This is a genomic window from Diaphorobacter sp. J5-51 (assembly GCF_001023515.1).
Lineage (GTDB): Bacteria > Pseudomonadota > Gammaproteobacteria > Burkholderiales > Burkholderiaceae_C > Diaphorobacter > Diaphorobacter nitroreducens.
The window spans coordinates 49598-73867 of record NZ_JSYI01000072.1; the positions used below are offsets into that span (position 1 = coordinate 49598).

Consider the following 24270-nt stretch of genomic DNA (forward strand, 5'->3'; position numbering starts at 1 on the left):
CAACGCGGCGGAGTGGGGGCGGCCTGCGCGATGTGACGCGAATCCGTAAACTCGTGCGCAACTGTCTTTCGGAGCCTGCATGCATACCCTTCCCCTTGGCCATAGCGACCTGCACGTCACGTCGATCTGCCTGGGCACCATGACCTTTGGCGAGCAAGTGGCGGAGCCGGCGGCGCACGCCATCCTCGACCGCGCGCTGGAGCGCGGCGTGAACTTCATCGACACGGCCGAGATGTATGCCGTGCCCGCGCGCGAGGCCACCTGTGGCGCTACCGAATCCATCATCGGCCGCTGGTTCGCCAGCCGCCCGGGCATGCGCGGCAAGGTGGTGCTGGCCACCAAGGTGGCGGGCCCGTCGCGCGGCATGCCGTGGATCCGCAAGGGCCAGGGCATGACGGCGGCGGACATCGTCGCTTCGTGTGAGGGCAGCCTGCGCCGGCTTCAGACCGACGTGATCGACCTGTACCAGATCCACTGGCCCGAGCGGCACGTGCCCGCGTTCGGCACGCTGTACTACGACCCGTCCAAGGAAGCCAGCACCACGCCCATCCACGACCAGTTGGAGGCACTGGCCGGCCTGGTGCGTGCGGGCAAGGTGCGCTATGTCGGCCTGTCCAATGAGACGCCCTACGGCGTGCACGAGTTCGTGCGCCTGGCGGAGCAGCACGGGCTGCCGCGCGTGGTGTCGGTCCAGAACCCGTACTGCCTGCTCAACCGCAGCTGGGAAAATGCCATGGACGAGACGTGCCACCGCCTGGGCGTGTCGCTGCTTGCGTATTCGCCGCTGGCGTTCGGCCTGCTCACCGGCAAGTTCGACCAGTACGCGCCCACCGACGCGGGTGCGCCGCAACAGGCGCGCATCGCGCGCTATGAGTCGGTGCGCAAGCAGCGCTGGGGCCGTCCCGAGGCGCTGGCTGCGGCGCGCCGCTACAACCAACTGGCGCGTGACCACGGCCTGTCGCCCACGCAGATGGCGCTGGCCTTCTGCTACCACCAATGGCGCGTGAGCAGCACCATCATCGGCGTGACATCCCTTGCGCAACTGGACGAGGACCTGGATGCGTGGGACACGCGCCTGTCGCCCGAACTGCTGGCTGCCATCGATGCGGTGCGCTGGGAGATGCGCGATCCGGCGCAATGAGTTTTAGATCGAATCGGCCTGTAACGCTTGACTGGTAAGCGCGGGCAGCTATTGTTTTTGAGTTTATGGCCAAGAAGGACAAGACCGCCCACGTGAGCGAAACCCCTGCCACGCAACTGCTGCGCGCGCACAAGGTCGCCTTCACGGAGCACCCGTACGACTACGTGGAGCATGGCGGCACCGAGGAGTCGGCGCGCCAACTGGGATTGGACGAACACGTGGTGGTCAAGACGCTGGTGATGCAGGACCAGGACGCCAAGCCGTTGATCGTGCTCATGCACGGCGACTGCAAGGTGTCCACCAAGAACCTTGCGCGCCAGATCGGCGCCAAGAGCGTGGAGCCCTGCAAGCCCGAGGTGGCCAACCGCCACAGCGGCTACCTGGTGGGCGGCACTTCGCCGTTCGGCACGCGCAAGCAGATGCCGGTGTTCATCGAGGAGAGCATCCTGCAGCTGCCGCGCATCGCCATCAACGGCGGGCGCCGCGGCTTTCTGGTGCAGTTGGACCCGCAGGTCTGCGTGCAACTGCTGGGTGCGCGGCCGGTGCAGTGCGCGCTGGCAGAATAGGGCGGTTTTGCTTTTGTCATTCACCTTCCCTGAGCGCCCCTTGTCGTGAGCACTGTCCTTCTGCCCCTTGCCGCTGCCGTGGCCGCCTACCTGCTGGGCTCCCTGTCGTTTGCCGTCATCGTCAGCCGCGTGATGGGGCTGTCCGACCCGCGCACCTACGGCAGCAAGAACCCCGGCGCCACCAACGTGCTGCGCTCGGGCTCCAAGGCGGCGGCGGCCGTCACGCTGCTGTTCGATGCGCTCAAGGGCTGGCTGCCCGTGGTGCTGGTGCGCTGGTTCGGCGCGCCCTACGGGCTGGAGGAGGGCACCATGGCGCTGGTCGGCTTGGCGGCGTTCCTCGGCCACCTGTGGCCGGTGTTCTTCCGCTTTGAAGGCGGCAAGGGCGTGGCCACGGCGCTGGGAGTGCTCCTGGGCATCAGCGGCTGGCTGGGGCTGGCCACGCTGCTCACCTGGGTGATCATTGCGTTCTTCTTCCGCTACTCGTCGCTGGCCTCGCTGGTGGCCGCGGTGTTCGCGCCGTTCTTCTACGTGCTGGGCGGTGGCGTGGCCTGGTACACCGATGCGCGCGTGGGCATGGCCATCGCCGTGATGTCGGGCCTGCTGGCCTGGCGCCACAAGGAAAACATCCAACGCCTGCTGCAGGGCAAGGAATCGCGCCTGGGCTCCAAGAAGAAAGCCTAAAAGCCGGATACGCGCCTGTCCGCACCCGGCAGGCGGCACGCAGTGCCGTGTGTTTCCTGATGCTGCAGGCTCAGTTTTTCAGCGGGACAGGGTCTGTGTGCGCTGGGCCGCATAAAGCCCCAGGCGCACCATGGTGCGGTTGTGCAGTTCCACCGTCACCGCCGACCGTGCCAGCGCCGACTGGATGCGCGGCTGTCCGCGCACCGTGTGGTAGAGCGCGGGCGAGGCCAGCGGCTCGCCCTTGGCATCCAGCACGCTGGCCACCAGCGGGAAGTTCGCCCGCTCGCTGCGGCGCAGCACGACGGCCGTCTCGCCATTGTCCAAGCGTACGAACGTGCCCGGCGGGCACAGGCCCACGGTGCGCACCAGCATGAGGCTGGCTTCGTCGCGCGCGTCGCTGTCCTGGCCCACGATGGCGCGCACCGAATCGGTGGCGCTGCGGCCGGCGCGGGACTTGCGCGGGCTGATCAGGGCCGCGTAGCGGTCGATGGTGCTCAGGATGCGCGTGAGCCGCTCCCGTACGGGCAGGCTCGCCAGGGGGACGGCCGCGTCGGACGAGGGCGCATGGTGCGTCGCCACGATCTCCAGCCACAGGTCGTTGGTGACCTGCAGATCTTCCAGCATGTCCAGTCCAAGCCGAGGGTGGCTGGCCACGACCTGCTGCTGCTCGGCCGTGAGCGGCTCGCGCTGCACGGCCAGCGCATCCTGCAGCGCCGTCATGCCGACGTTCATGGTGAACGCCGCGCGCACCAGGCTGTCGCGCTCCTGCGGCGGCAACTGCAACTCCTGCGCCAAGATGTGGCACAGCGTGCCGCACACCAGCGCATGCGATGCGCTGTAGCCCACGGTGGAGGTGGCGGCGAGCTGGAACATGAGGTACAGCGCGGCGTCGATGTCGTGCGCCACCAGGTCCTGAAGCCAGCGGTCGCACTGGCGCACCTTGGCCACGAAGTCGCGCGCCTGCCGTGGCCGCGCGAGCAGCGCCGACAGGGCGGACTCCAGGTCGGACCACTGGCCCAGCAGGTCTTCGTAGTCGCTGCCCGACGGATCGGTGCCACTGGTTTGGGGCTGTGCGGACATGGGGGCCTGAGGGCGACGCGCGTCAGCGGCGGCGTTGCAGCACCATCTCGTCGCCGCTGCGGTTCATGTGGAATTCGCGCAGGAAGCTGTTGCCCAGCAGCACATAGGGCATGGCCTCCGCGGTGACGATGGCGTCCACGCTGCGCAGTTCCACATCGCCCACCCGCACGGACTCCAGCCGCATGCGCCAGCCCTGCGCCGTGCCGTTGGCGGTGTTCATCATCACGGGCTGGCCCTGTTCGAACTTCAGGCCCATGCGCTGCGCGTCGGGCCGGCCGATGGCCACGGTGGTGGCGCCCGTGTCCACCATGTACTGCATCACGCGACCGTTGATGAAGCCGCTGTTGATGAAATGCCCACGCGCGTCGGCCTTGAGCACGATACGCTGGCCGGCCGCGCTGCCGCCAATGCTCACGGGCGACTCGCCCAGCTGAATCGCGCGCTGCGCGCCCGCGACCTCCAGCACCACGCCGTCGCGGCCCACCGAGACCACGCGCACGCCCATGTGGGAGCCGCCCGGTGCCACGCTGCGCGGCGCGCTGCCGTCCACCACCAGCAGGGCCTTGCCGCCCAGGATGCCGGCCAGCGCCACGCTTTGCGCGTAGGCGGCGGGCAAGCCGGTGGCTGCCAGCAGGGCAGCGGCCAGGCGCAGGGTCAGGCGGTGCATGGGCGGCGGGCGGTCATCAGTCGCGGAAGTTGTCGAACGTGAGCGGCAGGTCGGCGATGTCCTTGCGGATCAGCGCCATGGCGGCCTGCAGGTCGTCGCGCTTGGCGCCGGTGACGCGCACCTTGTCTTCCTGGATGGCCGCCTGCAGCTTGAGCTTGCTGTCCTTGATCAGGCGCTGGATCTTCTTGGCCTGCTCGCTGTCAATGCCGTTCTTGACCTTCACCACCTGCTTGAGCTTGTCGCCGCCGATCTTCTGGGGCTTTTGCACGTCCAGGAAGCGCACGTCCACGTTGCGCTTGGTGAGCTTGTTGCGCAGGATGTCCTCGACTTGCTGCAGCTGGAAGTCGGCGTCGCCGTACAGCGTGATTTCCTTGTCTTTCAGCTCGACGGCGGCAGAGGTGCCCTTGAAGTCGAAGCGCGTGCCGATCTCCTTGGCGGTGTTCTCCACGGCGTTTTTCACTTCAACGAAGTTGGCTTCACAGACGGTATCAAAAGAAGGCATGGCATCACTCGCGGCTAACTCGGTACAAACCCGCGCCCGCCTGGGGGCGGGTGCGACAATCCGGTCGATGTTAGTCGAGAAAAATGTTCCCCTGCAGACTTACAACACCTTCGGCATCGCCGCGCGTGCGCACACCCTGGTGCGCGTGCGCTCGGCCAAGGACGTGCATGACCTGCTGGGCGACCACCGCTTGGAGCGCCAGCCGGTGTTCGTGCTGGGGGGCGGCAGCAACATCGTGCTGACCGGCGACGTCAAGCCCCTCGTGCTGAAGATGGAGATCAAGGGCCTGCGCCTGCTGGAAGAGACCGACAAGGCCTGGATCGTTGAGGCCGGCGCGGGCGAGGTCTGGCACGAGGCCGTGGCCTGGACGCTGGCCCAGGGCTACCCCGGCCTGGAGAACCTGGCGCTGATTCCCGGCACCGTGGGCGCGGCGCCCGTGCAGAACATCGGCGCCTACGGCGTGGAACTGCAGGACCGCTTTCATTCCCTGGTGGCCATCGACCTGGCCACGGGCCGCCCCTTCACGCTGGACGCAGCCCAGTGCGCCTTCGGCTACCGCGACTCGGTGTTCAAGCATGCCGCGCCCCAGGCGCCCCACGAGGGCGGGGGGCTGCACCGTGGCATGGGGCTGGCCGGGCGCGCGGTCATCACGCATGTGCGCTTTCTGCTGCGCAAGGACTGGGCGCCTGAGCTGGGCTACCTGGACCTGGAGCGCAAGCGCCAGGAGGCGGGCGTGGAGCGGCCCACGGCGCAGCAGATCTTTGACTGGGTGTGCGAGATCCGCCGTGCCAAGCTGCCCGACCCGGCCGTGATCGGCAACGCCGGCAGCTTCTTCAAGAACCCCACGGTCACGCCCGAGCAGTGCCAGGACATCATCGCGCGCGACCCGAAGATCGTGCACTACCCCATGCCCGACGGCACCATCAAGCTGGCGGCGGGCTGGCTCATCGACGCCTGCGGTTGGAAGGGCAAGACGGTGGGCAAGGCCGGCGTGTACGACAAGCAGGCGCTGGTGCTGGTCAACCGCGGCACGCCCGACGACAGCGTGACCGGCGGCGAGGTGATGACGCTGGCGCGCGCCATCCAGACCAGCGTGTACGAGCGCTTCGGCATCCGGCTGGAGCCGGAGCCGGTGGTGGTCTAGCAGCCGGTAGATGCTAACCTTTTGATAGCTGCTACCGCTTATCAGTAAAGGGCTGCAGGCCAAAAATGCCTGTAATCGCATGGGCCACAGGCCGGCGAAGGGGCCTCAGCGCGCCGGCAGGGTCATGTAGCCCATCCAGGGCCAGTAGGTCAGCGCAAACACCACCAGCAGCGCGATGGCCACGGCGGTGAGCACCAGGCCCGTGCGCACATAGTCCTTGATGTCGAAGGTGTCGGTGCCGTAGGCCAGCATGCCCTGGGGCGAGTTCACCGGCAGGATGAAGCCGATGCTGACCACGAACTGCAGCAGCATGGTCATGCCGATGGGGTTGATGCCCGGCGTCTGCACCGCCTGCAGCACGCTGATGATGATCGGAATCATGGTGGAGGCCAGGCCTGTGGCGCTGGCAAAACCCAGGTGGATCACGATCAGGAACAGGGCCAGCAGCATGAAGATGGCAAATGCCGTGGCGTTGGCCAGGCCCAGGTTGTCCACGATCAGGCGGGCCAGCCAGGGCGCGGCCTCGGTCTTGAGCAGGGCCGCACCCATGGCGATGCCCACGGCGAACAGCAGCACCGTGCCCCAGGGAAAGCCCCTTTGCGACTCCTTCCAGCCCATCACGCCCAGGCGCGGCAGCAGCATCAGTGCGATGGCTACGATGGTGGAGGTGGTGGTGTCCACGTCGTGCAGCACGCCCTCGGTAGCCCAGAAGCCCAGCAGCACCAGCATGATGCCCAGCAGCTTCCACTGGTTGGCGGTCATGGCGCCCAGTTCTGTCAACTGGCGCTGGATGGCCTCGCGCCCACCGGCGATGTGGTCCATCTCGGGCTTGAGCATGCGCGTCATGATGAAGTACAGCGCAAAGGTCAGCACGAGGGAATACGGCGCGCCAGCCACGAACCACTCGCCCCAGGTGATGGTCTGGCCGAACTGCTTTTCAATGAAGCCGATGGCCACCATGTTCTGTGCGGCGGCCGTCTTGATGCCGATGTTCCATACGCTGGCGGTTTGCGCGGCGGTGATCACCACCAGGGCTGCGAACTTACTGCGCCGGTCCGCGCCGAAGGCAGACAGAAAGCCCAGCATGATCGGCATGAGGCAGGCCACACGTGCCGTGGCGCTGGGCACGATGAACGACAGCAGAAAGCCCACCAGGATCGCGCCCATCGCCACGTGGTTGGCGCGCGCGGGCACGTACGAGAGCACCTGCAGCGCGATGCGCTTGTCCAACTGCGTGGCCGTCATGGCCGCGGCGATGAAGCAGGCGGCCGCCACCAGCACCACGGCGCTGTTGCTGAAGCCCCCCAGGGCATAGGGCAGCGCGGCGCGCGTGCCCATCATGGCGCCTGCCGCCTCCTTGCCTGGCACGGGGCTGATGGCCAGCAGGACGATCATCAGCGCGCCGATGACGACGGCGCTCACCGCATAGTCCAGCGCCTCGGTCATCCACAGGATCACCGCGAACGCGAGGACGGCCAGCATCATCTGCCCGGCCTGCGGCAGGCCCGGCAGCGCGGGCATGAAGGCAATGAGCAGCAGCACGGCGATGGCCACCCACAGGCCGGCACGTTGGGTGAGTGTGGAGCCGCCCGCGGGTGCGGGCGACGAGGGCAGCGCGGAGGCCGGGGATGACGTCATGGCAGCTTCCTTTCCTTGCAGTGCCCCAGCCTGGCCAGGGCTTGCAGTCATTGTGCGCCGCTGCCCCCATGCCTGGCGGGCAGGGCGGCCGCCTCCGTCGCACGTGCATGACTTGGGTCAAGGTTGCCGTCTGCGGCGCCAGTTCACGCCGGCGTGTAGCGCCCGGGCGGGGTGCGGAACGCTACATTGAGCCGGTTCCAGCCATTGATCGTGACGATGGCCATCGACAGCTCCACGATCTCCGCTTCGCTGAACTGCGCGCGCACCTCGTCGTACACGGCGTCGGGCACCTGCGACTGCTCCAGGCGCGTGAGGGCCTCGGTCCAGGCCAGTGCGGCACATTCGCGCGCATCGAACACGCCGCTCTCGCGCCAGGCGCTGAGCAGGTGCAGCCGCCGGTCGCTTTCGCCATGCTCGCGCGCCTCGCGGGCGTGCATGTCGATGCAGAACGCGCAGCCATTGATTTGCGAGGCGCGCATCTTCACCAGCTCGTGCAACTGCACGGGTAGTTGCCCCGCATCGACGTGTTTTTGCAGGCCGTACATGGCGGCATAGCTTGCGGCGTGGCGAGGGAGGTTGATGCGGGGGGCTGAGGACATGGAAGGCCCCTTGCAGGGGGGAAAGGGGTGAACGCGGCGCCGCCGCGCAGACGGTGCCGGGCGAAGCGCGCAGGCCTACAGGCCGCGCAGCTTGTCGGGGTTGAGGACGGAATACACCGCGTGGATGTGTACGCCGTCGGTCTCGAAGGCCATGACGGCGCGCACGCCGCCCGCGTCGCGCAGCAGCAGCCCGGGGCCGCCGTTGACGTCCATCGCCTCCATGGTCTGGTGGCTCAGGTAGAGGCGCCACACCGACGCGGCCAGGCGTGCGATCGCACGCGGCCCGTGCAGCAGCTTGGCGGCCGCGCGCACCTTGCCGCCGCCGTCGGCGGTCCACTGCGCATCCTCGGCGAACAGCGCCAGCAGCGCCGCATGGTCCTGCGTGCGCATGGCCTGCACGAAGCGCTCCACCAGCGCACGCGACGCCTCGGGTGTGGCCGTGAAGCGCGCCCTGCGCTGGCGCACCTGGGTGCGCGCACGGTGCACCAGCTGGCGGCAGGCGGCCTCGCTCTTGCCCAGCACGCTCGCCACCTCGGGGTAGTCGCTGTCGAACACGTCGTGCAGCAGGAAGGCGGCGCGCTCGTCGGGCGTGAGGCGCTCCAGCACCACGAGCAGCGCGACGGACAGGTCGCTGGCCAGTTCGGCGCGTGCATCGGCGGCCGGGGCGCTGTCGCCGGCGATCCACGGTTCCGGCAGCCAGGGCCCGTCATAGGCCGTGCGTTCGATGCGCGCGGCGCGCAGCCGGTCCACGCACAGCCGGGTGACGGTGGTGATCAGCCAGGCCTCGGCCGTCTGCACGCGCTCCAGGGCCGCCGCCTGCCAACGCAGCCAGGCATCCTGCAGCACGTCCTCGGCATCGGTGCGGCTGCCCAGCATGCGGTAGGCCACGCCCGCCAGGCGTGGGCGGTGCTGCTGAAAGGCGGCGAGGTGCTGGTCCATGGCGAGTGAGGTTGTCGCGTTCATGCCCCTAAGACGTGCGGCGCATGCATTGTGTGACGGGTGCCTTGAAAAAAATACGCGGCGCACCCCTGTGCGCGGGTGGGATGCGCAAATGTGCCTACAATCTCGCCCCGGCTCTGTTGCCACCATGGGTTCCCTCGCCCCCATCCAGGAACCTCCGCAACACCTGTAGCGCCGCACGCATCTGTGGGCTTGACGGCCTGCGTCGATGCAAATCCTTGGGGTGGCCCTGCCACCGCTGTGGTTTGCGCTTCGCGTCCCATCCCGATTCGCCGTGTGCTGATCCCTACAGGTATTGCAGAGGTTCCATCCAAAAAGGACTGCCATGACCTCGCTGAAGGCACCATCGCGCGTGCCGTTGTACCTCTCCCTCTTGGTGGCGTTCCATATCGCCATCGTCATCGCCAGCAACTACCTGGTGCAACTGCCCATCAATTTGCTGGGCTTTCACAGCACCTGGGGGGCGTTCAGCTTCCCGTTCATCTTTCTGGCCACCGACCTGACGGTGCGGCTCATCGGCAAGGCCGAGGCGCGCCGCGTCATCACCCGCGCCATGCTGCCGGCGCTGGTGGCCTCTTACGTGGTGGGCGTGCTGTTCCATGACGGCCGCTTCAACGGCTGGGCCGCGCTGGGTGACTTCAACACCTTCGTGTTCCGAATCGCCTTTGCCAGCTTTGCCGCCTATGTGTTGGGGCAACTGCTGGACATCCAGGTGTTCGACCGTATCCGCCAGAGCAGCCGCTCGTGGTGGCTGGCGCCTGCGGCGGCGTCGGTGTTCGGCCAGGCGCTGGATACGGCGGCGTTCTTCTCCATCGCCTTCTGGCGCAGCCCCGACGCGTTCATGGCCGCCCACTGGGGCGAAATCGCCGTGGTGGACTATGTCATCAAGCTGGCCGTGAGCCTGCTGTTCTTCGTGCCGGCCTACGGCGTGGCGCTGGCCGCCATCGTGCGCAGCATGCGCGAGGGCGCGGCCCCGCTCGCGACCGCGCCATGAGCCGCTTGCCGCAGCGGCGCGCGCTGGTGCTGCTGTCGGGCGGGCAGGACTCCGCGACCTGCCTGGCCTGGGCGCTGGCGCGCTATGGGCATGTGGAAACCCTGGGCTTTGACTACGGGCAGCGCCACCGCGTCGAGCTGGACTGCCGGCAGCGGCTGATCGACGGGGTGCGCGCCCTGCCGTGGCCGGGACAGTTGGGGCCGGACCACATGCTGACGGTGGACGTGCTCGCGCAACTGGGCGGCAGCGCCATGACCGATGACGTGGCCATCGCCATGCAGGCGGACGGTTTGCCCAACACCTTTGTGCCGGGGCGCAACCTGCTGTTCTTCACCCTGGCGGCGGCGCTGGCCTATCGGCGCGGGCTGGATGTGCTGGTGGGCGGCATGTCCGAGACCGACTATTCCGGCTACCCCGACTGCCGCGACAGCACGCTGAAGGCGCTGCAGGTGGCGCTGAGTCTGGGCGTGGACCGCCCGCTGACGCTGGAAACTCCGCTGATGTGGCGCAGCAAGGCCGACACCTGGGCCCTGGCGCAGCGGCTGGGCGGCGACGCCCTGGTCGAACTGATCCGGTGTGAGTCACACACCTGCTACCTGGGCCAGCGCGGCGACCTGCACGCCTGGGGCCACGGCTGCGGCGGCTGCCCCGCTTGCGAACTGCGCGCACAGGGGTGGGAGCAGTGGACCGCGCAGCGCTCTTTGAACGGCGCATAAAAAAACACCCGGCATGCCTGCCGGGTGGTTGCTTCTGTTTTTATAGCTGCTAGCGCCCGTCCATCAAGCGCTAGAGGCCTGTTTGATGCTTATTTTTTCTTCGCGCCGCCGTCTTCCAGCTGCGCCAGCGCGGCATTGCCGCCCAGCGACAGCAGGCCGGCGCGTGCATACACGCCCAGCTTGCCGCGCGTGTCGGAGATGTCCAGGTTGCGCATGGTCAACTGGCCGATGCGGTCCAGCGGGCTGAACGGCGCGTCTTCCACCTTTTCCATCGACAGGCGCTCGGGCGCGTAGGTCAGGTTGGGCGACTCGGTGTTCAGGATGGAGTAGTCGTTGCCGCGGCGCAGCTCGAGCGTCACGGTGCCGGTCACGGCGCGCGCCACCCAGCGCTGGGCCGTCTCGCGCAGCATGATGGCCTGGGGGTCGAACCAGCGGCCCTGGTACAGCAGGCGGCCGAGCTTCAGGCCGTTCAGGCGGTACTGCTCGATGGTGTCTTCGTTGTGGATGCCGGTGACCAGGCGCTCGTAGGCGATGTGCAGCAGCGCCATGCCGGGGGCTTCGTAGATGCCGCGGCTCTTGGCTTCGATGATGCGGTTCTCGATCTGGTCGCTCATCCCTAAGCCGTGGCGGCCGCCGATGCGGTTCAATTCCAGGAACAGCTCCACAGGGTCGGCGATCTCCTTGCCGTTCACGGCCACGGGTTGCCCCTCGTCGAAGGTGACCGACACTTCTTCGGCCGGCACGTCGACTTCGGGCCTCCAGAACGCCACGCCCATGATGGGATTGACGATGCGGATGCCGCTGCTGAGGAACTCCAGGTCCTTCGCCTCGTGCGTGGCGCCCAGCATGTTGCTGTCGGTGCTGTACGCCTTTTCGGCGCTCATCTTGTAGCCGAAGCCTTCCTTGGTCATGAAGGCCGACATCTCGGCGCGCCCGCCCAGCTCGTCGATGAACTTCTGGTCCAGCCAGGGCTTGTAGATCTTCAGCGCGGGGTTGGTAAGCAGGCCGTAGCGGTAGAAGCGCTCGATGTCGTTGCCCTTGAAGGTGGAGCCGTCGCCCCAGATGTGGACGTCGTCTTCCTTCATCGCGGCCACCAGCATGGTGCCCGTCACGGCGCGACCCAGCGGCGTGGTGTTGAAGTAGGTGATGCCACCGGTGCTGATGTGGAAAGCTCCGGCCTGGATGGCGGCAATGCCCTCGTGCGCCAGCTGCGTGCGGCAGTCGATCAGGCGGGCCTTCTCGGCGCCGTATTCCATGGCCTTGCGGGGGATCTCATCGTAGTCGGCTTCGTCAGGCTGGCCCAGGTTGGCGGTGTAGGCGTAGGGCAGGGCGCCCTTGTTCTTCATCCAGCGCAGCGCGGCGCTGGTGTCGAGGCCGCCCGAGAAGGCGATGCCGACCTTCTGGCCGACGGGGAGGTGTTGCAGGATGGTTGCCATGGGATTCTCTTGAAAATTGATAGCTGCCCGCGCTTGTGTGATAAGCGTTGGAGGCTTAAAACATGCTCAGCCGTAGTGGCAGATGTAGTGGAAGGCCTCGGTCACGCGGATGTTGAATTTGGAATTGCCCGGCACGCTGAACTTCTCGCCCGCGCCCACCTTGACCCAGGCGTCGGTGCCGTCCAGCTGGTATTCGCAGGATCCGCCCACGCATTCCATGATCTCGGGTGCGCCCGTGCCGAAGGTCAACGTGGCCGGCAGCACCACACCCACCGACTTCTTCGTGCCATCGGGGTACGTGAGGTTGTGGCTCACGCACTTGCCGTCAAAGTACACATTGGCCTGGGTGGTGACGGAAACACCGTCGATTTTTTCGGTGGTCATGGATGGGGGACGCAGAGGATGGGACAAACCATCAATTCTAGAGCCTGCGCGTGCCGGCGCGCCCCGTGCGGGCGCGGGGCGGCGTTGGCCCCGCAGCAACGAAAAAGGACTCCGAAGAGCCCTTTAGCATGTGCCGTCTGCGTGCTGGCCGCCAGGCCGTGGCGCTCTGCTCAGCGCCAGTAACGGTCGTGGTAGCGGGGCGGGCGGTAGGGATGGCCATAGTTGTCGCGGTATTCGATCACGGTGACGGGCGGCTCCACGATGTAGGCCGGCGGGCCCGGCTGGGTGGACACCACCACGCCCGGCTGCGCATAGCCGCCGGAATAGGTAGGAGAGTAGGTGGGGCCGTAGGTGGGCGGGTATCCGGCGGGAGCGCGCGACACTCCCGGCACCGCCGGCTGCACGGTGAGTGGAATCCACGCGCCTGGGTCCGTCTGCGTGCGCGTGTTGTAGTGCCGGCCGGCGTATTCGTAGACCACGTCGTAGCCGACGATCTGGTTGTCGTAGTAGGTTTCGGTCGTGCAGCGCTGCACGTTCTGGTAGCCGGGGCGGCCACCCTCGATCTGGTTGCCCAGCACCGCGCCACCAATCACACCCAGGGCCGTGGCCGCGGCGCGGCCGCTGCCGCCGCCGATGGCGTTGCCCGCGGCGCCGCCGGCAATCGCGCCCAGCACCGCGCCCGCGCCGGAGGTGGGGCGGGCGCCGCTGTAGATGGTTTCGTTGCCGCAGACCTGCTGCGGAATCGCGATCTGCTCGGTGATGGGCGTGGCCGACAGCACGCGGCCCTGTTCCTGCGCCTGGGCGGCCAGCGCGGCCGTGGCCAGGGCCGCGAGGACAAAAATCTTGTTCATGGGCAAAAGCTCCTTTCGGTCGGCCTACAACGCACCGAACCTGCAGGAAGTTTCAGCCCGGCGCGTCAACACACCCGCGCCGACCCGTAAATCTGCGTAAAGATGTGTTGCCTCATGCCTTGGAGTGGCTGGCCGCGCGTGCGTTCCATGCCTCGGGGCTGAAGCCCACCGTCACGTCACCCGCGGGGCCGCCCTGCCACTCGACCACGGGCCGCTTGATGACCGAGGGCTGCTCGCACATCAGCGCGGCCGCGCTGCGGGCGTCCGTCACGCCGGCCTGCACGGTCGCGTCCAGCTTGCGCCAGGTCGTGCCCTGGCGGTTGAGCAGCTTCTCCCAGCCCACGGCAGCCATCCACGCGGGCAGGCGCTCGGCGGGCACGCCTTGCTTCTTGAAGTCGTGGAACTGGTAGGCCAAGCCTTGCTCCTGCAGCCAGGCGCGGGCCTTCTTGACGGTGTCGCAGTTGGGAATGCCGTAGACGATGATCGTGGGGGTACTCATGGCCCGGGATCATCGCGCAAGCCCGGCTCGGCGACAATTCACGGGCTATGCACATTCCTCCGCAGACACTGGAAGGCTGGCTTCGCCACTGCGAGCAGCTGCACCCCAAGAACATCGACATGGGCCTGGAGCGCGTGGGCGAGGTGGCGCGCCGCCTGGGGCTGCGCTTCAACTGCCCCGTGATCACCGTGGCGGGCACCAACGGCAAGGGCTCGACCTGCGCCATGCTGGAGGCCGTGGCCCTGCAGGCCGGCTACCGTACGGGGGTCTATACATCGCCCCATCTGGTGCATTTTGAGGAGCGTTGCCGCATCCGTGGCGAGATCGTCGATGCCGCATCGTTGGTGGCCAGCTTTGAGGCGGTGGAGCGGGCGCGCACGCAGAACGGCAACGAGGTCACGCTGACCTACTTCGAATTCACCACGCTCGCCATCCTGCGGCACATGAGCCTGTCGCTGCTGGACGTGGCCATCCTGGAGGTGGGGCTGGGCGGGCGGTTGGATGCCACCAACATCATCGACGCCGACTGCGCGGTGATCACCAGCGTGGACATCGACCATGTGGAGTTCCTCGGGCCTGACTGCGAGACCATCGGCCGCGAGAAGGCCGGCATCATGCGCACCGGCCGTCCCGTGGTGGTGAGCGACCCCATGCCGCCGCAGAGCGTGATCGACCATGCGCGCGAGATCGGCGCCGACCTGTGGCGCTTCGGGCAGGACTTCAATTTCTCGGGGGACAAGCAGCAGTGGGCCTGGGCCGGGCGCGGGCGCCGCTACGCGGGCCTGGCGTATCCGGCGCTGCGGGGCGCCAACCAACTGGTCAATGCCTCGGGCGCACTCGCTGCGCTGGAGGCAGTGCGTGAACGCCTGCCCATCAATGCGCAGGCGGTGCGCGCCGGCCTGGCGCTGGTGGAACTGCCGGGGCGCTTCCAGATCGTGCCGGGCCAGCCCACGCTGGTGCTGGACGTGGCGCACAACCCGCACTCGGTGGCGGCGCTCACGGCCAATCTGGACGCCATGGGCTACTTCCCGACCACGCACGCGGTGTTTGGCGCCATGGCCGACAAGGATCTGGCGCCCATGCTGGCCAAGGTGGGGCCGGTGATCGACCGCTGGTATTTCACCGACCTGCCCACGCCGCGCGCCGAGACGGCCGCCAGCCTGCAGCAGAAATGGAATGCGCTGCAGATGGTGGCCGGAGGGCGCCGTGAGGTCGCCACCAGCCTGCACGCCAACCCCGAGGAGGCGCTGCGCGCGGCCGTTGAGGCCGCGGACCCCGCTGATAGAATTGTGGTCTTTGGCTCGTTCTACACGGTGGGTGGCGTGCTCCAGCATGGGGTGCCGCGCCTGCAGGCCAAGCATCTGGGCGCATAACGAGTCCGCACTCCATGGCATTTTTCAAGTTTCGTTGGCCTGGCCGGCAGGAGCCGTCAGGCGACACCAACAAACCCGCCAAGCGCTCACGCACTCCGCAGGCCGAGAGCATCGAGGAAATGCGCCGACGCGCGCGCCACCGCCTGCTGGGCGCGGCAGTGTTGGTGCTGGTGGGCGTGGTGGGCTTCCCCCTGCTGTTCGACACCCAGCCGCGGCCGGTCCCGGTGAATGTGGCGATGGACATTCCCGATCGCCACAAGGTGGCTCCGCTGGTGGTGCCGCAGCAAGAGGCCAATACACCCCGCGCCGCGGAGCCGGCGACTTCCGGCCTGGATGCGGGCGAGGAAGTGGTGGCGTCCCGCCCACGCAGTGCGCCAGCGGCCTCGCAGCCCGCTGCGCGTGTGGAACCCAAAGTGCCGGCTAAGGCGGAAACCCCGGCGGAATCCAAGCCCGAGCCCAAACCGGAACCCAAGCCCGCGCCCAAGGCAGAGGCCAAACCGGAATCCAAACCAGAACCCCGGCCCGATCCCAAGCCTGCGCGCCAGGACGATGCTGCGCGCGCCCGCGCACTGCTCGAAGGCCGCAACCCGCAACCCAGCGCCGCGCCCGCCGCTGCGCGCGAGGAGCAGGGCCGCTTCATCGTGCAGGTAGGCGCCTTCGCGGACGCCGACAAGGCGCGCGAGGTGCGCGATCGGTTGGAGCGCTCCGGCCTCAAGACCTATACCCAGGTGGTGGACACCAAGGATGGCAAGCGCACGCGCGTGCGAGTGGGTCCGTTCACCAGCCGGGCAGAGGCCGACAAGGCGGCCGGCCGCGTCAAGGGCGCGGGGCTGTCCGCGTCGGTGTTGGCGCTGTAGGCCGGCTGGCGGGCTGGGGCGGCGGTTTCAAAGGTTGCGCATGGCGGCGCTGGACTGGATCTTCCTGGTGGTGCTGTGCGCGTCGCTGCTGATCGGTGCATGGCGCGGGCTGGTGTTCGAGTTGCTGTCGCTGGCCGGCTGGGTGGTGGCGTTTTTTGCCGCGCAATGGTTCGCGGACGATATGGGCGCGCTGCTGCCCATGGGGCAGGCGGATGCCACCTGGCGCCATGTGGCGGGCTTCGCGGTGGTGTTCGTCGGTGCGGTGTTTGCGTGTGGGCTGGTGGCGTGGCTGCTCAAGAAACTGGTCGAGGCGGTGGGCCTGCGGCCCGCGGACCGGGCGCTAGGGGCACTATTTGGCGTGCTGCGCGGCCTGGTGCTGCTGCTGGCCGTGGTGCTGGTGGCCGGCTGGACGCCGATGCAGGATGCGCCGTGGTGGAAGGAATCGCAGGCCGCCCCCCTGCTGCAGGGGGCGCTCAAGGGGTTGAGGCCCGCGCTGCCGGATGAACTGGGCCGCCATCTGCCTTCCTAGCGGGCTTGGCGGCGCGGCCGCGGTGAGTGATGTGTGTGATCGGCGGGAAACCCCGCCGCCAAAACTGGAACGAAACTATGTGTGGAATTGTCGGCGTGGTCAGCACGGCCCCCGTGAATCAGCTGATCTATGACGCCTTGCTGCTGCTGCAGCACCGGGGACAGGACGCCGCGGGCATCGTCACGCAGGAAGGGCGCAAGTTCTTCATGCACAAGGCCAAGGGCATGGTGCGCGACGTGTTTCGCACGCGCAACATGCGCGCACTGCCCGGCACCATCGGCCTGGGGCAGGTGCGCTATCCCACGGCGGGCAATGCCTCCAGCGAGGAGGAGGCCCAGCCGTTCTACGTGAACGCGCCGTTCGGCATCGTGATGGTGCACAACGGCAACCTCACCAACGCCAAGCAGCTGCGCGGCGAGCTGGCCGACACCGACCACCGCCACACCAACACCGAGAGCGACTCCGAAGTGCTGCTCAATGTGCTGGCGCATGAGCTGGCGCGCGCCACCAGCGGCGCGCCGCTGCAGTCCGAGGACGTATTCAAGGCCGTGCGCGCGGTGCACAAGCGCGTCAAGGGCTCCTATGCCGTGATCGCGCTGATCGCGGGCTATGGCCTGCTGGCATTCCGCGACCCGTTCGGCATCCGCCCGCTGTGCATGGGCCGCGGCGCGGACGGCACCGTGATGCTGGCGAGCGAATCCGTGGCGCTGGAGGGCACGACCCAGGTGCTGGACCGTGACGTCGCGCCCGGCGAGGCCGTGTTCGTGCACGCTGACGGCCGCGTGGAAACCCAGCAGTGCGCCGAGAACCCGCACCTCAACCCCTGCGTGTTCGAGTACGTGTATTTGGCGCGTCCCGACTCGGTGATGGACGGCATCTCGGTCTACCAGGCGCGGCTGAACATGGGCGAGACGCTGGCCAAGCGCGTGATCTCCACCGTGCCTCCCAGCGAGATCGACGCCATCATCCCCATCCCCGAATCCAGCCGCCCCAGCGCCATGCAGCTCGCGCAGCTGCTGGGCATTCCGTACCGCGAGGGCTTCGTCAAGAACCGCTACGTGGGCCGCACCTTCATCATGCCGGGGCAGGGCGTGCGCAAGAAGTCGGTGCGCCAGAAGCTCAACGCTATCGGCAGCGAGTTCAAGGGCCGCAAGGTGCTGCTGGTAGACGACTCCATCGTGCGCGGCACCACCTCCAAGGAGATCGTGCAGATGGCGCGCGACGCCGGCGCGGTAAAGGTCTACCTGGCTTCTGCCGCGCCGCCGGTGCGCCACCCCAATGTCTATGGCATCGACATGCCCACGCGCTCCGAGCTGGTCGCGCACGGCCGCACGGTGGAGGAGATCCGCCAGCTGATCGGCGCCGACGCACTGATTTACCAAGACGTCGAGGCCATGAAGCAGGCCGTGGGCAAGATCAACCGCAAGGTGGAGGGGTTCGAGGCCTCGTGCTTCGACGGCGTGTACATCACCGGCGACATCTCCGACGAGGAAGTGACGGCGCTCAACGAGGGCCGCAACCGGGGTGGTGAAGAGGAGCAGGAAGACACCTCCCGTCTGTCCCTGCCCAACGCCCAGGAGGCGTGAGTACACTCGCGCTCATCAAAAAGATGAGCGCCTTGCGCTTGTTTGTACTGGGTTTCAAGGTAAAAAATGCCTGAAGTCCAGGTGTAGCAAGCGCTACCAGCTCCTAATTTTTAGAACAAGGACCGCCACCGTGACCGATCAACCCCTGCCCGAGGGGCTGCGCCCTGAGACCCTCGCCGTTCGCGAGGCCGTCGCGCGCAGCCAGTGGGGCGAGCACAGCGAGGCGCTGTACATGACCAGCAGCTTCGTGCAGAGCGACTGCGAAAGCGCCGCACGCCGCTTCGCCAACGAAGAGCCGGGCTACACCTACACCCGCACCGCCAACCCCACGGTCAGCAGCTTCGAGCGCCGCCTGGCGGCCATGGAGGGCACGGAATGCGCGGTGGCCACCAGCACCGGCATGTCGGCCATCCTGCTGATGGCGCTCACCGTGCTCAAGAGCGGCGACCACGTGGTGGCCTCGCAGTCCATGTTCGGCTCCACGCTCAAGCTGCTCGGGTCGGAGATGGCGCGCTTCGGCGTAGAGACGACCTTTGTCTCGCAGACCGACCTGCAGTCGTGGGAGGCGGCCATCCGCCAGAATACCCGCTTGCTGTTTGCCGAGACACCGACCAACCCGCTGGGCGATCTGTGCGACATCGCCGCACTGGCGCAGATCGCGCATGCGCGCGGCCTGCTGTTGGCGGTGGACAACAGCTTCTGCTCGCCCGCGCTGCAGCGCCCGGCGCAATTGGGCGCTGACCTGGTGGTCTACTCGGGCACCAAACTGCTGGACGGCCAGGGCCGCGTGATGGCGGGCGCCGTGTGCGGCACCACCGCGCTGGTGGACAAGGTCATGGGCACCTTCATGCGCAGCGCGGGGCTGAACCTGTCGCCGTTCAATGCATGGGTCGTGCTCAAGGGGCTGGAGACGCTGTCGCTGCGCGTGCGCGCGCAAAGCGCTGCGGCTTTGGAACTGGCGACCTGGCTGGCCACACATCCCAAGGTGGCGCGCGTGCACTATTCGGGCCTGGCTAGTCATCCGCAGCATGCATTGGCCATGCGCCAGCAGGGCGGCATGGGCGGGCCGGTGCTGGCGTTCGACGTGGTGGGACAAGGCGCGGCGCAGTTGCGCGCGAATGCCTTCCACGTCATCGACAGCACGCGCGTGTGCTCCATCACCGCCAATCTGGGCGACGTGAAGACCACCATCACCCATCCGGCCAGCACCTCGCACGGGCGCCTCACGGAAGAGCAGCGCCAGGCGGCCGGCATCGGCCAGGGGCTGATCCGCGTCTCCGTAGGCCTGGAACATATCGACGATCTGAAGACCGACCTTTGCCGAGGCCTGGACACCCTGCCATGACACAACAACAAGTACGCACCCGTTTCGCCCCGTCGCCCACGGGCTTCATCCACCTGGGCAACATCCGTTCCGCGCTCTATCCCTGGGCCTTCGCGCGTGCCAACGACGGCGTGTTCATCCTGCGCATTGAGGACACTGATCTGGAGCGCTCCACCCAGGCCTCGGTCGACGTCATCCTGGAGGGCATGTCCTGGCTGCAGCTCGACCATGACGAGGGCCCGTACTACCAGATGCAGCGCATGGAGCGCTACAAGGAAGTCCTGGCCCAACTGCAGGCTGCAGGCCATGTCTATCCCTGCTACATGAGCGTGGAAGAGCTCGACGCCTTGCGTGAGCGCCAGATGGCTGCGAAGGAAAAGCCCCGCTATGACGGCACCTGGCGCCCCGAGCCCGGCAAGGTGCTGCCGCCCGTGCCGGAAGGTGTCAAGCCCGTGCTGCGCTTCAAGACGCCCCAGGGCGGCGTGGTTGGCTGGGACGACAAGTGCAAGGGTCGCATCGAGTTTCAGAACAGCGAGCTGGACGACCTGGTCATCGCGCGCCCGGACGGCACGCCCACCTACAACTTCTGCGTTTGCGTGGACGACATGGACATGCGCATCACCCACGTGATTCGCGGCGACGACCATGTGAACAACACACCGCGCCAGATCCACATCTTCGAGGCCCTGGGCGCCACGGTGCCCGTGTTTGCCCACCTGCCCACCGTGCTCAACGAGCAGGGTGAGAAGATGAGCAAGCGCAACGGTGCCAAGGCCGTGACGCAGTACCGCGACGAGGGCTATCTGCCCGACGCCATGGTCAACTACCTGGCCCGATTGGGCTGGAGCCATGGCGATGACGAGATCTTCAGCCGCGCGCAATTCCTGGAATGGTTCAACCTGGATCACCTGGGCCGCAGCGCCGGCCAGTTCGACGAGGCCAAGCTGCGCTGGGTGAACGCACAGCATCTCAAGGCCATGGAAGATGCGCAGTTGGCAGCACTCGTGCGGCCCTTCGTCGTGCAGGCGGGTGTTCCAGAGGCGCAGTTGGATGCTGATGACCGCTTGCCGCGCATCTGCGCGCTGTTCAAAGACCGCTGCGAAACGCTGGTGGACCTGGCACGCTGGGCGCGCGTGTTCTATGTGGACGCCATCGAGCCCGATGCAGACGACTTCGCGAAGCACGTGACTGAAACCGCCACACCGGCGCTCGACGCGTTTGCCGCCGCCATGGAGACCGTGGCGTGGAACAAGGACGCAATCAACGCTGCGATCAAGGATGTCCTCAAGCAGCTGGGTTTGAAGATGCCGCAACTCGCAATGCCCGTGCGGGTGCTGACCATGGGTACCGCGCATACGCCGTCGGTGGATGCCGTGCTCGAACTGCTGGGTCGCGAAAAAATCCTCGCGCGATTGAAAAGTCGTTAAAAACCTGTCTATAATTCAAGGCTCAGGTGATGACGACAGATAAGAAATTAAATGTCGAAGTCAAAGGGGGTATAGCTCAGCTGGGAGAGCGCTTGCATGGCATGCAAGAGGTCAGCGGTTCGATCCCGCTTACCTCCACCACCTGATGATTTGAACGGAAGTTCTTAGGTTTTGACCCTATCGTCTAGAGGCCTAGGACATCACCCTTTCACGGTGAGTACCGGGGTTCGAATCCCCGTAGGGTCGCCAAGTTTGGCTGCACTTGATTCGCAAGAATGCAAGCAGCTACCGACGCGGAGTGGTAGTTCAGTCGGTTAGAATACCGGCCTGTCANAGATTTGTTGGTTTACAAGTTTCTAGGTTTTGACCCTATCGTCTAGAGGCCTAGGACATCACCCTTTCACGGTGAGTACCGGGGTTCGAATCCCCGTAGGGTCGCCAAGTTTTGTGGCACTTGGCTCGGTTGCATTAGCAGCAGGGCAAAAGTCACACCGACGCGGAGTGGTAGTTCAGTCGGTTAGAATACCGGCCTGTCACGCCGGGGGTCGCGGGTTCGAGTCCCGTCCACTCCGCCACAGACTTCTGTAAGTCGTTGATTTGAAAAAGCTTTTTAGCTTACAAGGCAACGACTCACAAGTCAACTCACAACGCCGCAACGGTTTCCGTTTGCGGCGTTTGTCTTTGTGCCGTCGCGTGCGCGTGGCAAGTCGCTGTACTGCATGTCCTGCGAGTAGCACGCCGCTTCTGTTGCTGTCTGGCAAAGTTTTTTCGTTGTGCTGGCGCAGCCGCCCCGCACTATGCTGAAAAAAGCCACCGCCACTCCACGAGCTGTTGCGGTCGGCCAGTTGCCACGGCATAGCCCCTCGATCTGATACCCCTTGAACACTCGTTGTTCTGGTCGTCATCGACCGGAAGGCTTTGCCGTGCGCGTTTGTTTTGTTCAGCTTTTGGAGATCATCATGGCAAGCACTCCCGCCACTAACACCGCAGCACCTGCTGCATCGTTCAAACCCTTCTTTCAACGCATCAGCCAGGGCGATGACCGCCACGCCGATGTGCTGGCCTGTTGTGCCATGCTTTGCAACAAGAGCCTTGCCGACATCTTCAAACAGGCGGAAACCCTCGGACTGCCCAAGGTTGGCCCCTATTGGCTGTATGCAGATGGTGATTTCATCGCCCGTTTGTTGGCGGCGCATGGACTGGTCGCAACGGTCTGGAAGGAGGCCAAAAGCTACAACGACCTTTCCGAGGTTTCCTTGGCGCTTGTTTCTTACGATGAATCGTATGAGGTAGGCCGTGCCGTGATCTATCACCGTAACACCTCAGCCGACGCCAAGACGGCCCAGCCGTATGTGGTTGATCCCTACCCACACACTGACAGCAAGCTCCATGTGCGTATGGGAACTGCTGCCCTGGCAGAGCTGCCGCCGTCCTGGTATATCGGCGTGACCCAGATGAACAAGACTGCCGGGAAGTGAGCGATGCAAGCGGGCTGCTTGGCTGAGCCATTCGCCGATCTACTTTTTCGAGAGCTGCGCAAGATCGAGCTGGTTGATCCGTGGCGAGTGGCTGGACACCCTGCCGGTCTGACGAGAAGCAGTCTGCTTGCAGGGGCTATGGCGTTGCACCTCGGTGATCTGGCTTTGATTTGCTCCTCACCGCTTCGTTACGCCCGCAGGGAATCGGGTACTGCCATCGCCGCGTGGAGCGGCAACGGGTTGTTGTCCTTGGGCTATCGCGTCAGCGTTGTGCCCACCGAGGATACAGATATGGTGCTACCGACTGGAACATGCGGCCTGACGGTGAGCGCCAAAGACCTGCGATTGCGTGGCCTGCTGGGGCCTGAGCCACCGCTCATGCTCCTGCAACGCCTGACGGAAGACGAGGGCGTCGGAACGATTCAACTGCGAGTTGCTGGCGCGGACTGGTTCCAACTGCTCTACCGGCGTGATCTGGATGGTGCCATCGAGTTCTCTCCGGTTGGCGACCTGCACCGCATCGAAATGATTGCGGTCAATAGCCCAGAGGACGAATTCGGCTGGCTGCACCCTGCCAGCTCGTATCCGTTTGTGCTGGATGGGCGGTACTGGCGGACAGCACACCCCCGAGATTGGCCGTGGCCTCTGGCGCGGGAGTGGCGGAGTCAAACGGCCAGCACTGAGTATCGGCGGATCATGAAGGCGGCACTGCTGGCGCGGTTCGAGCAGCACCCAACATTGCGCCGGAGACTGCTGGCGCTGCAATGCACAGTCTCGGTGGCCGGTGTGCCTGCTGGTTTGATCGAGGAAGTAGCTTGCCTTCTCAGTAAGGAGCGTCCGGTCGAAGAGAGTTACGCCTGAGTCTCACGCTCGGGCAATGCCTGCATCAGATCGGCGGGGGCAACTCCAAGGCCGTGTGCAATGCGCCATACGTTGTACAGGCTCAGGTTGCGCTCACCGCGCTCCACTGCACCCACATAGTTGGCGTGCAGATCAGCACGATCCGCCAGCATTTCCAGCGTCAGTTGCTTTGCTACACGGAATTCCCGCAGCCGAGAACCAAACGCAGCTTGCACCCGGTCGCGCTCCAGCGCGAAGCGAGCTTCGAGCGGTTGCGGCTTGTTGACGATTACCCGGGTCATGCCGGGTAGTCTTTCAGTTCACATTCTATGAATCCACAAACTATCGGTTTGGTTTGATATGCTCATGAATTAACCAAACCGATAGTGTTCTTGAGGAGGAGTCATGAGTTCAAAATTTGCCTCAGTAGCAGCCACGCTGCTGATGGTCTGCGCGGTAGTGCCTGCCCATGCTGAACTGCGCCTGTCGTGCCCCGTGCAGTGGGAGCAGTTGAACGCCCTGCGCGGAGCCGACCTCAATGGCGCGGTCATGGGCGTCAAAGTGCGCGACTGGACCCCCGAGCAACTAGAACAAGTCCGGCGCAAGAGCGAGGAATGCAGCCATGCCGGTGCTGGTCCGGAATCCCTGCGCCGGGCAGAACACATGGATGGCGTCAGCCGTGTGTATCCCGCAGCCAAGCAGTTCATTGCGGAAAACGCCGATCGTGTCCAGCAGGAAAAGACCCGTGACCAGATCGGCTCGACGGTGCAGCAGTCCGACCTCAAGCAGGTCGTTACCTTGGACGCCAAGGGCCTGCCCAAGTCGATCACCATCATCTACGGCCCGACCGGCCGTGCCACCAAGAGCTGCGACACCCTCAGCGGCGGTATCGGTTATGCCACGGCGGAAAGCTACGGACAGGCCGTGCAGTTTGCCCGTATGTGCCAGCAGGTTAATGTGGAAGACACCCGCCACCGGACGTGCCGACACCTGGCCTG

26 protein-coding genes and 4 tRNA genes are annotated in these 24270 nt (G+C 66.1%); 19 read left to right on the top strand and 11 right to left on the bottom strand.

Annotation, left to right across the window (positions count from 1 at the left end; genetic code table 11):
• The first annotated feature begins 79 nt into the window (after positions 1–79).
• The 3 genes from OX89_RS09635 (at position 80) to plsY (ending at position 2388) form a co-directional block, all read left to right on the top strand.
• Positions 80–1141, top strand: coding sequence for an aldo/keto reductase (locus OX89_RS09635; RefSeq protein WP_047350455.1), 1062 nt, complete (start codon positions 80–82; stop codon positions 1139–1141).
• A 65-nt stretch (positions 1142–1206) separates the two neighbouring features.
• Entirely contained in the window at positions 1207–1707 is a 501-nt protein-coding gene (ybaK, locus tag OX89_RS09640) for a Cys-tRNA(Pro) deacylase (protein WP_047350456.1), read from the top strand.
• A gap of 45 nt (positions 1708–1752) precedes the next feature.
• Entirely contained in the window at positions 1753–2388 is a 636-nt protein-coding gene (gene plsY / locus OX89_RS09645) for a glycerol-3-phosphate 1-O-acyltransferase PlsY (protein ID WP_047350457.1), read from the top strand.
• A gap of 78 nt (positions 2389–2466) precedes the next feature.
• Here the strand turns inward: plsY and OX89_RS09650 are convergent, their stop codons facing one another.
• Genes OX89_RS09650 through OX89_RS09660 form a run of 3 tightly spaced genes read right to left on the bottom strand, consistent with a single transcriptional unit; the run spans position 2467 to position 4637 of the window.
• Entirely contained in the window at positions 2467–3468 is a 1002-nt protein-coding gene (locus OX89_RS09650; RefSeq protein WP_047350458.1) for an HD-GYP domain-containing protein, read from the bottom strand.
• Between the two features lie 22 nt (positions 3469–3490).
• Positions 3491–4135, bottom strand: coding sequence for a TIGR02281 family clan AA aspartic protease (locus tag OX89_RS09655; protein WP_011805907.1), 645 nt, complete (start codon positions 4133–4135; stop codon positions 3491–3493).
• Positions 4136–4151: 16 nt separating this feature from the next.
• Positions 4152–4637 carry a YajQ family cyclic di-GMP-binding protein gene (locus tag OX89_RS09660; protein ID WP_047350459.1) on the bottom strand — a complete coding sequence of 162 codons (486 nt, stop codon included), beginning with the start codon at positions 4635–4637 and terminating at the stop codon, positions 4152–4154.
• Between the two features lie 67 nt (positions 4638–4704).
• Here OX89_RS09660 and murB point away from each other — a divergent pair, with 67 nt between their 5' ends.
• Positions 4705–5781 (top strand): UDP-N-acetylmuramate dehydrogenase, encoded by a 1077-nt coding sequence (murB, locus tag OX89_RS09665; protein WP_015913668.1) that lies wholly within the window; start codon positions 4705–4707, stop codon positions 5779–5781.
• Positions 5782–5886: 105 nt separating this feature from the next.
• Here murB and OX89_RS09670 read toward each other — a convergent pair whose 3' ends face one another.
• From OX89_RS09670 to OX89_RS09680, 3 genes are all read right to left on the bottom strand, one after another.
• Positions 5887–7419, bottom strand: a complete 1533-nt coding sequence (locus OX89_RS09670) for a DASS family sodium-coupled anion symporter (RefSeq protein ID WP_047350460.1) — start codon at positions 7417–7419, stop codon at positions 5887–5889.
• A gap of 143 nt (positions 7420–7562) precedes the next feature.
• A complete protein-coding gene (locus OX89_RS09675) occupies positions 7563–8018 on the bottom strand; it encodes a carboxymuconolactone decarboxylase family protein (RefSeq protein WP_047350461.1) in 456 nt (151 codons plus the stop codon).
• Positions 8019–8093: 75 nt separating this feature from the next.
• Positions 8094–8957: an RNA polymerase sigma-70 factor gene (locus OX89_RS09680; RefSeq protein ID WP_199856231.1), complete on the bottom strand. Its 864-nt coding sequence runs from the start codon at positions 8955–8957 to the stop codon at positions 8094–8096.
• A gap of 346 nt (positions 8958–9303) precedes the next feature.
• On the opposite strand from OX89_RS09680, the gene OX89_RS09685 reads away from it, so the two are divergent.
• Positions 9304–9972 (top strand): 7-cyano-7-deazaguanine/7-aminomethyl-7-deazaguanine transporter, encoded by a 669-nt coding sequence (locus OX89_RS09685; protein WP_047350463.1) that lies wholly within the window; start codon positions 9304–9306, stop codon positions 9970–9972.
• Positions 9969–10688 (top strand): 7-cyano-7-deazaguanine synthase QueC, encoded by a 720-nt coding sequence (gene queC, locus OX89_RS09690; protein ID WP_011805900.1) that lies wholly within the window; start codon positions 9969–9971, stop codon positions 10686–10688. The genes OX89_RS09685 and queC overlap by 4 nt, the downstream gene beginning before the upstream one ends.
• An 89-nt stretch (positions 10689–10777) precedes the next feature.
• Here the strand turns inward: queC and argG are convergent, their stop codons facing one another.
• From argG to OX89_RS09710, 4 genes are all read right to left on the bottom strand, one after another.
• On the bottom strand, positions 10778–12124 hold the full coding sequence (argG, locus tag OX89_RS09695) for an argininosuccinate synthase (RefSeq protein ID WP_047350464.1): 1347 nt from the start codon (positions 12122–12124) through the stop codon (positions 10778–10780).
• Positions 12125–12190: 66 nt separating this feature from the next.
• A complete protein-coding gene (locus OX89_RS09700) occupies positions 12191–12508 on the bottom strand; it encodes a pyrimidine/purine nucleoside phosphorylase (protein WP_011805898.1) in 318 nt (105 codons plus the stop codon).
• A 170-nt stretch (positions 12509–12678) separates the two neighbouring features.
• Positions 12679–13359 carry a glycine zipper 2TM domain-containing protein gene (locus OX89_RS09705; RefSeq protein WP_047350465.1) on the bottom strand — a complete coding sequence of 227 codons (681 nt, stop codon included), beginning with the start codon at positions 13357–13359 and terminating at the stop codon, positions 12679–12681.
• Positions 13360–13471: 112 nt separating this feature from the next.
• A complete protein-coding gene (locus tag OX89_RS09710; RefSeq protein WP_047350466.1) occupies positions 13472–13858 on the bottom strand; it encodes an ArsC family reductase in 387 nt (128 codons plus the stop codon).
• 47 nt (positions 13859–13905) lie between these two features.
• Between OX89_RS09710 and folC the strand changes: the two genes are divergently transcribed.
• From folC to OX89_RS09770, 12 genes are all read left to right on the top strand, one after another.
• Positions 13906–15231, top strand: a complete 1326-nt coding sequence (folC, locus tag OX89_RS09715) for a bifunctional tetrahydrofolate synthase/dihydrofolate synthase (RefSeq protein ID WP_047350467.1) — start codon at positions 13906–13908, stop codon at positions 15229–15231.
• Between the two features lie 14 nt (positions 15232–15245).
• Entirely contained in the window at positions 15246–16088 is an 843-nt protein-coding gene (locus OX89_RS09720; RefSeq protein ID WP_015913661.1) for an SPOR domain-containing protein, read from the top strand.
• A gap of 40 nt (positions 16089–16128) precedes the next feature.
• Positions 16129–16617 carry a CvpA family protein gene (locus OX89_RS09725; RefSeq protein ID WP_011805893.1) on the top strand — a complete coding sequence of 163 codons (489 nt, stop codon included), beginning with the start codon at positions 16129–16131 and terminating at the stop codon, positions 16615–16617.
• Positions 16618–16694: 77 nt separating this feature from the next.
• Positions 16695–18203 (top strand): amidophosphoribosyltransferase, encoded by a 1509-nt coding sequence (gene purF, locus OX89_RS09730; protein ID WP_011805892.1) that lies wholly within the window; start codon positions 16695–16697, stop codon positions 18201–18203.
• Between the two features lie 130 nt (positions 18204–18333).
• Complete coding sequence (locus OX89_RS09735; RefSeq protein WP_047350468.1) at positions 18334–19548, top strand: O-succinylhomoserine sulfhydrylase; 1215 nt, start codon at positions 18334–18336, stop codon at positions 19546–19548.
• Positions 19545–20954 (top strand): glutamate--tRNA ligase, encoded by a 1410-nt coding sequence (gltX, locus tag OX89_RS09740; protein WP_047350469.1) that lies wholly within the window; start codon positions 19545–19547, stop codon positions 20952–20954. The genes OX89_RS09735 and gltX overlap by 4 nt, the downstream gene beginning before the upstream one ends.
• 65 nt (positions 20955–21019) lie before the next feature.
• Positions 21020–21095: transfer RNA gene (locus OX89_RS09745), tRNA-Ala, on the top strand.
• A 32-nt stretch (positions 21096–21127) separates the two neighbouring features.
• Positions 21128–21203 (top strand) — tRNA-Glu (locus OX89_RS09750).
• A 116-nt stretch (positions 21204–21319) separates the two neighbouring features.
• Positions 21320–21395 (top strand) — tRNA-Glu (locus OX89_RS09755).
• A 57-nt stretch (positions 21396–21452) separates the two neighbouring features.
• Positions 21453–21529: transfer RNA gene (locus OX89_RS09760), tRNA-Asp, on the top strand.
• Between the two features lie 384 nt (positions 21530–21913).
• A complete protein-coding gene (locus OX89_RS09765; RefSeq protein WP_157497408.1) occupies positions 21914–22432 on the top strand; it encodes a hypothetical protein in 519 nt (172 codons plus the stop codon).
• A gap of 18 nt (positions 22433–22450) precedes the next feature.
• Positions 22451–23293, top strand: coding sequence for a hypothetical protein (locus tag OX89_RS09770; RefSeq protein ID WP_199856232.1), 843 nt, complete (start codon positions 22451–22453; stop codon positions 23291–23293).
• Here the strand turns inward: OX89_RS09770 and OX89_RS09775 are convergent.
• Positions 23284–23574: a helix-turn-helix domain-containing protein gene (locus OX89_RS09775; RefSeq protein WP_047350472.1), complete on the bottom strand. Its 291-nt coding sequence runs from the start codon at positions 23572–23574 to the stop codon at positions 23284–23286. The genes OX89_RS09770 and OX89_RS09775 overlap by 10 nt on opposite strands.
• A gap of 103 nt (positions 23575–23677) precedes the next feature.
• Here OX89_RS09775 and OX89_RS09780 point away from each other — a divergent pair.
• Positions 23678–24270 (top strand): hypothetical protein (locus tag OX89_RS09780; RefSeq protein ID WP_157497412.1); only part of this gene is annotated, 593 nt, incomplete at its 3' end.

Bases quoted from the DNA above. Each gene is read 5' to 3' on its own strand.
- OX89_RS09635 (WP_047350455.1), top strand. From the start codon at position 80: ATGCATACCCTTCCCCTTGGCCATAGCGACCTGCACGTCACGTCGATC.
- ybaK (WP_047350456.1), top strand. From the start codon at position 1,207: ATGGCCAAGAAGGACAAGACCGCCCACGTGAGCGAAACCCCTGCCACG.
- OX89_RS09650 (WP_047350458.1), bottom strand. From the start codon at position 3,468: ATGTCCGCACAGCCCCAAACCAGTGGCACCGATCCGTCGGGCAGCGAC.
- OX89_RS09655 (WP_011805907.1), bottom strand. From the start codon at position 4,135: ATGCACCGCCTGACCCTGCGCCTGGCCGCTGCCCTGCTGGCAGCCACC.
- OX89_RS09660 (WP_047350459.1), bottom strand. From the start codon at position 4,637: ATGCCTTCTTTTGATACCGTCTGTGAAGCCAACTTCGTTGAAGTGAAA.
- murB (WP_015913668.1), top strand. From the start codon at position 4,705: ATGTTAGTCGAGAAAAATGTTCCCCTGCAGACTTACAACACCTTCGGC.
- OX89_RS09670 (WP_047350460.1), bottom strand. From the start codon at position 7,419: ATGACGTCATCCCCGGCCTCCGCGCTGCCCTCGTCGCCCGCACCCGCG.
- OX89_RS09675 (WP_047350461.1), bottom strand. From the start codon at position 8,018: ATGTCCTCAGCCCCCCGCATCAACCTCCCTCGCCACGCCGCAAGCTAT.
- OX89_RS09680 (WP_199856231.1), bottom strand. From the start codon at position 8,957: ATGGACCAGCACCTCGCCGCCTTTCAGCAGCACCGCCCACGCCTGGCG.
- OX89_RS09685 (WP_047350463.1), top strand. From the start codon at position 9,304: ATGACCTCGCTGAAGGCACCATCGCGCGTGCCGTTGTACCTCTCCCTC.
- queC (WP_011805900.1), top strand. From the start codon at position 9,969: ATGAGCCGCTTGCCGCAGCGGCGCGCGCTGGTGCTGCTGTCGGGCGGG.
- argG (WP_047350464.1), bottom strand. From the start codon at position 12,124: ATGGCAACCATCCTGCAACACCTCCCCGTCGGCCAGAAGGTCGGCATC.
- OX89_RS09700 (WP_011805898.1), bottom strand. From the start codon at position 12,508: ATGACCACCGAAAAAATCGACGGTGTTTCCGTCACCACCCAGGCCAAT.
- OX89_RS09705 (WP_047350465.1), bottom strand. From the start codon at position 13,359: ATGAACAAGATTTTTGTCCTCGCGGCCCTGGCCACGGCCGCGCTGGCC.
- OX89_RS09710 (WP_047350466.1), bottom strand. From the start codon at position 13,858: ATGAGTACCCCCACGATCATCGTCTACGGCATTCCCAACTGCGACACC.
- folC (WP_047350467.1), top strand. From the start codon at position 13,906: ATGCACATTCCTCCGCAGACACTGGAAGGCTGGCTTCGCCACTGCGAG.
- OX89_RS09720 (WP_015913661.1), top strand. From the start codon at position 15,246: ATGGCATTTTTCAAGTTTCGTTGGCCTGGCCGGCAGGAGCCGTCAGGC.
- OX89_RS09725 (WP_011805893.1), top strand. From the start codon at position 16,129: ATGGCGGCGCTGGACTGGATCTTCCTGGTGGTGCTGTGCGCGTCGCTG.
- purF (WP_011805892.1), top strand. From the start codon at position 16,695: ATGTGTGGAATTGTCGGCGTGGTCAGCACGGCCCCCGTGAATCAGCTG.
- gltX (WP_047350469.1), top strand. From the start codon at position 19,545: ATGACACAACAACAAGTACGCACCCGTTTCGCCCCGTCGCCCACGGGC.
- OX89_RS09765 (WP_157497408.1), top strand. From the start codon at position 21,914: ATGGCAAGCACTCCCGCCACTAACACCGCAGCACCTGCTGCATCGTTC.
- OX89_RS09775 (WP_047350472.1), bottom strand. From the start codon at position 23,574: ATGACCCGGGTAATCGTCAACAAGCCGCAACCGCTCGAAGCTCGCTTC.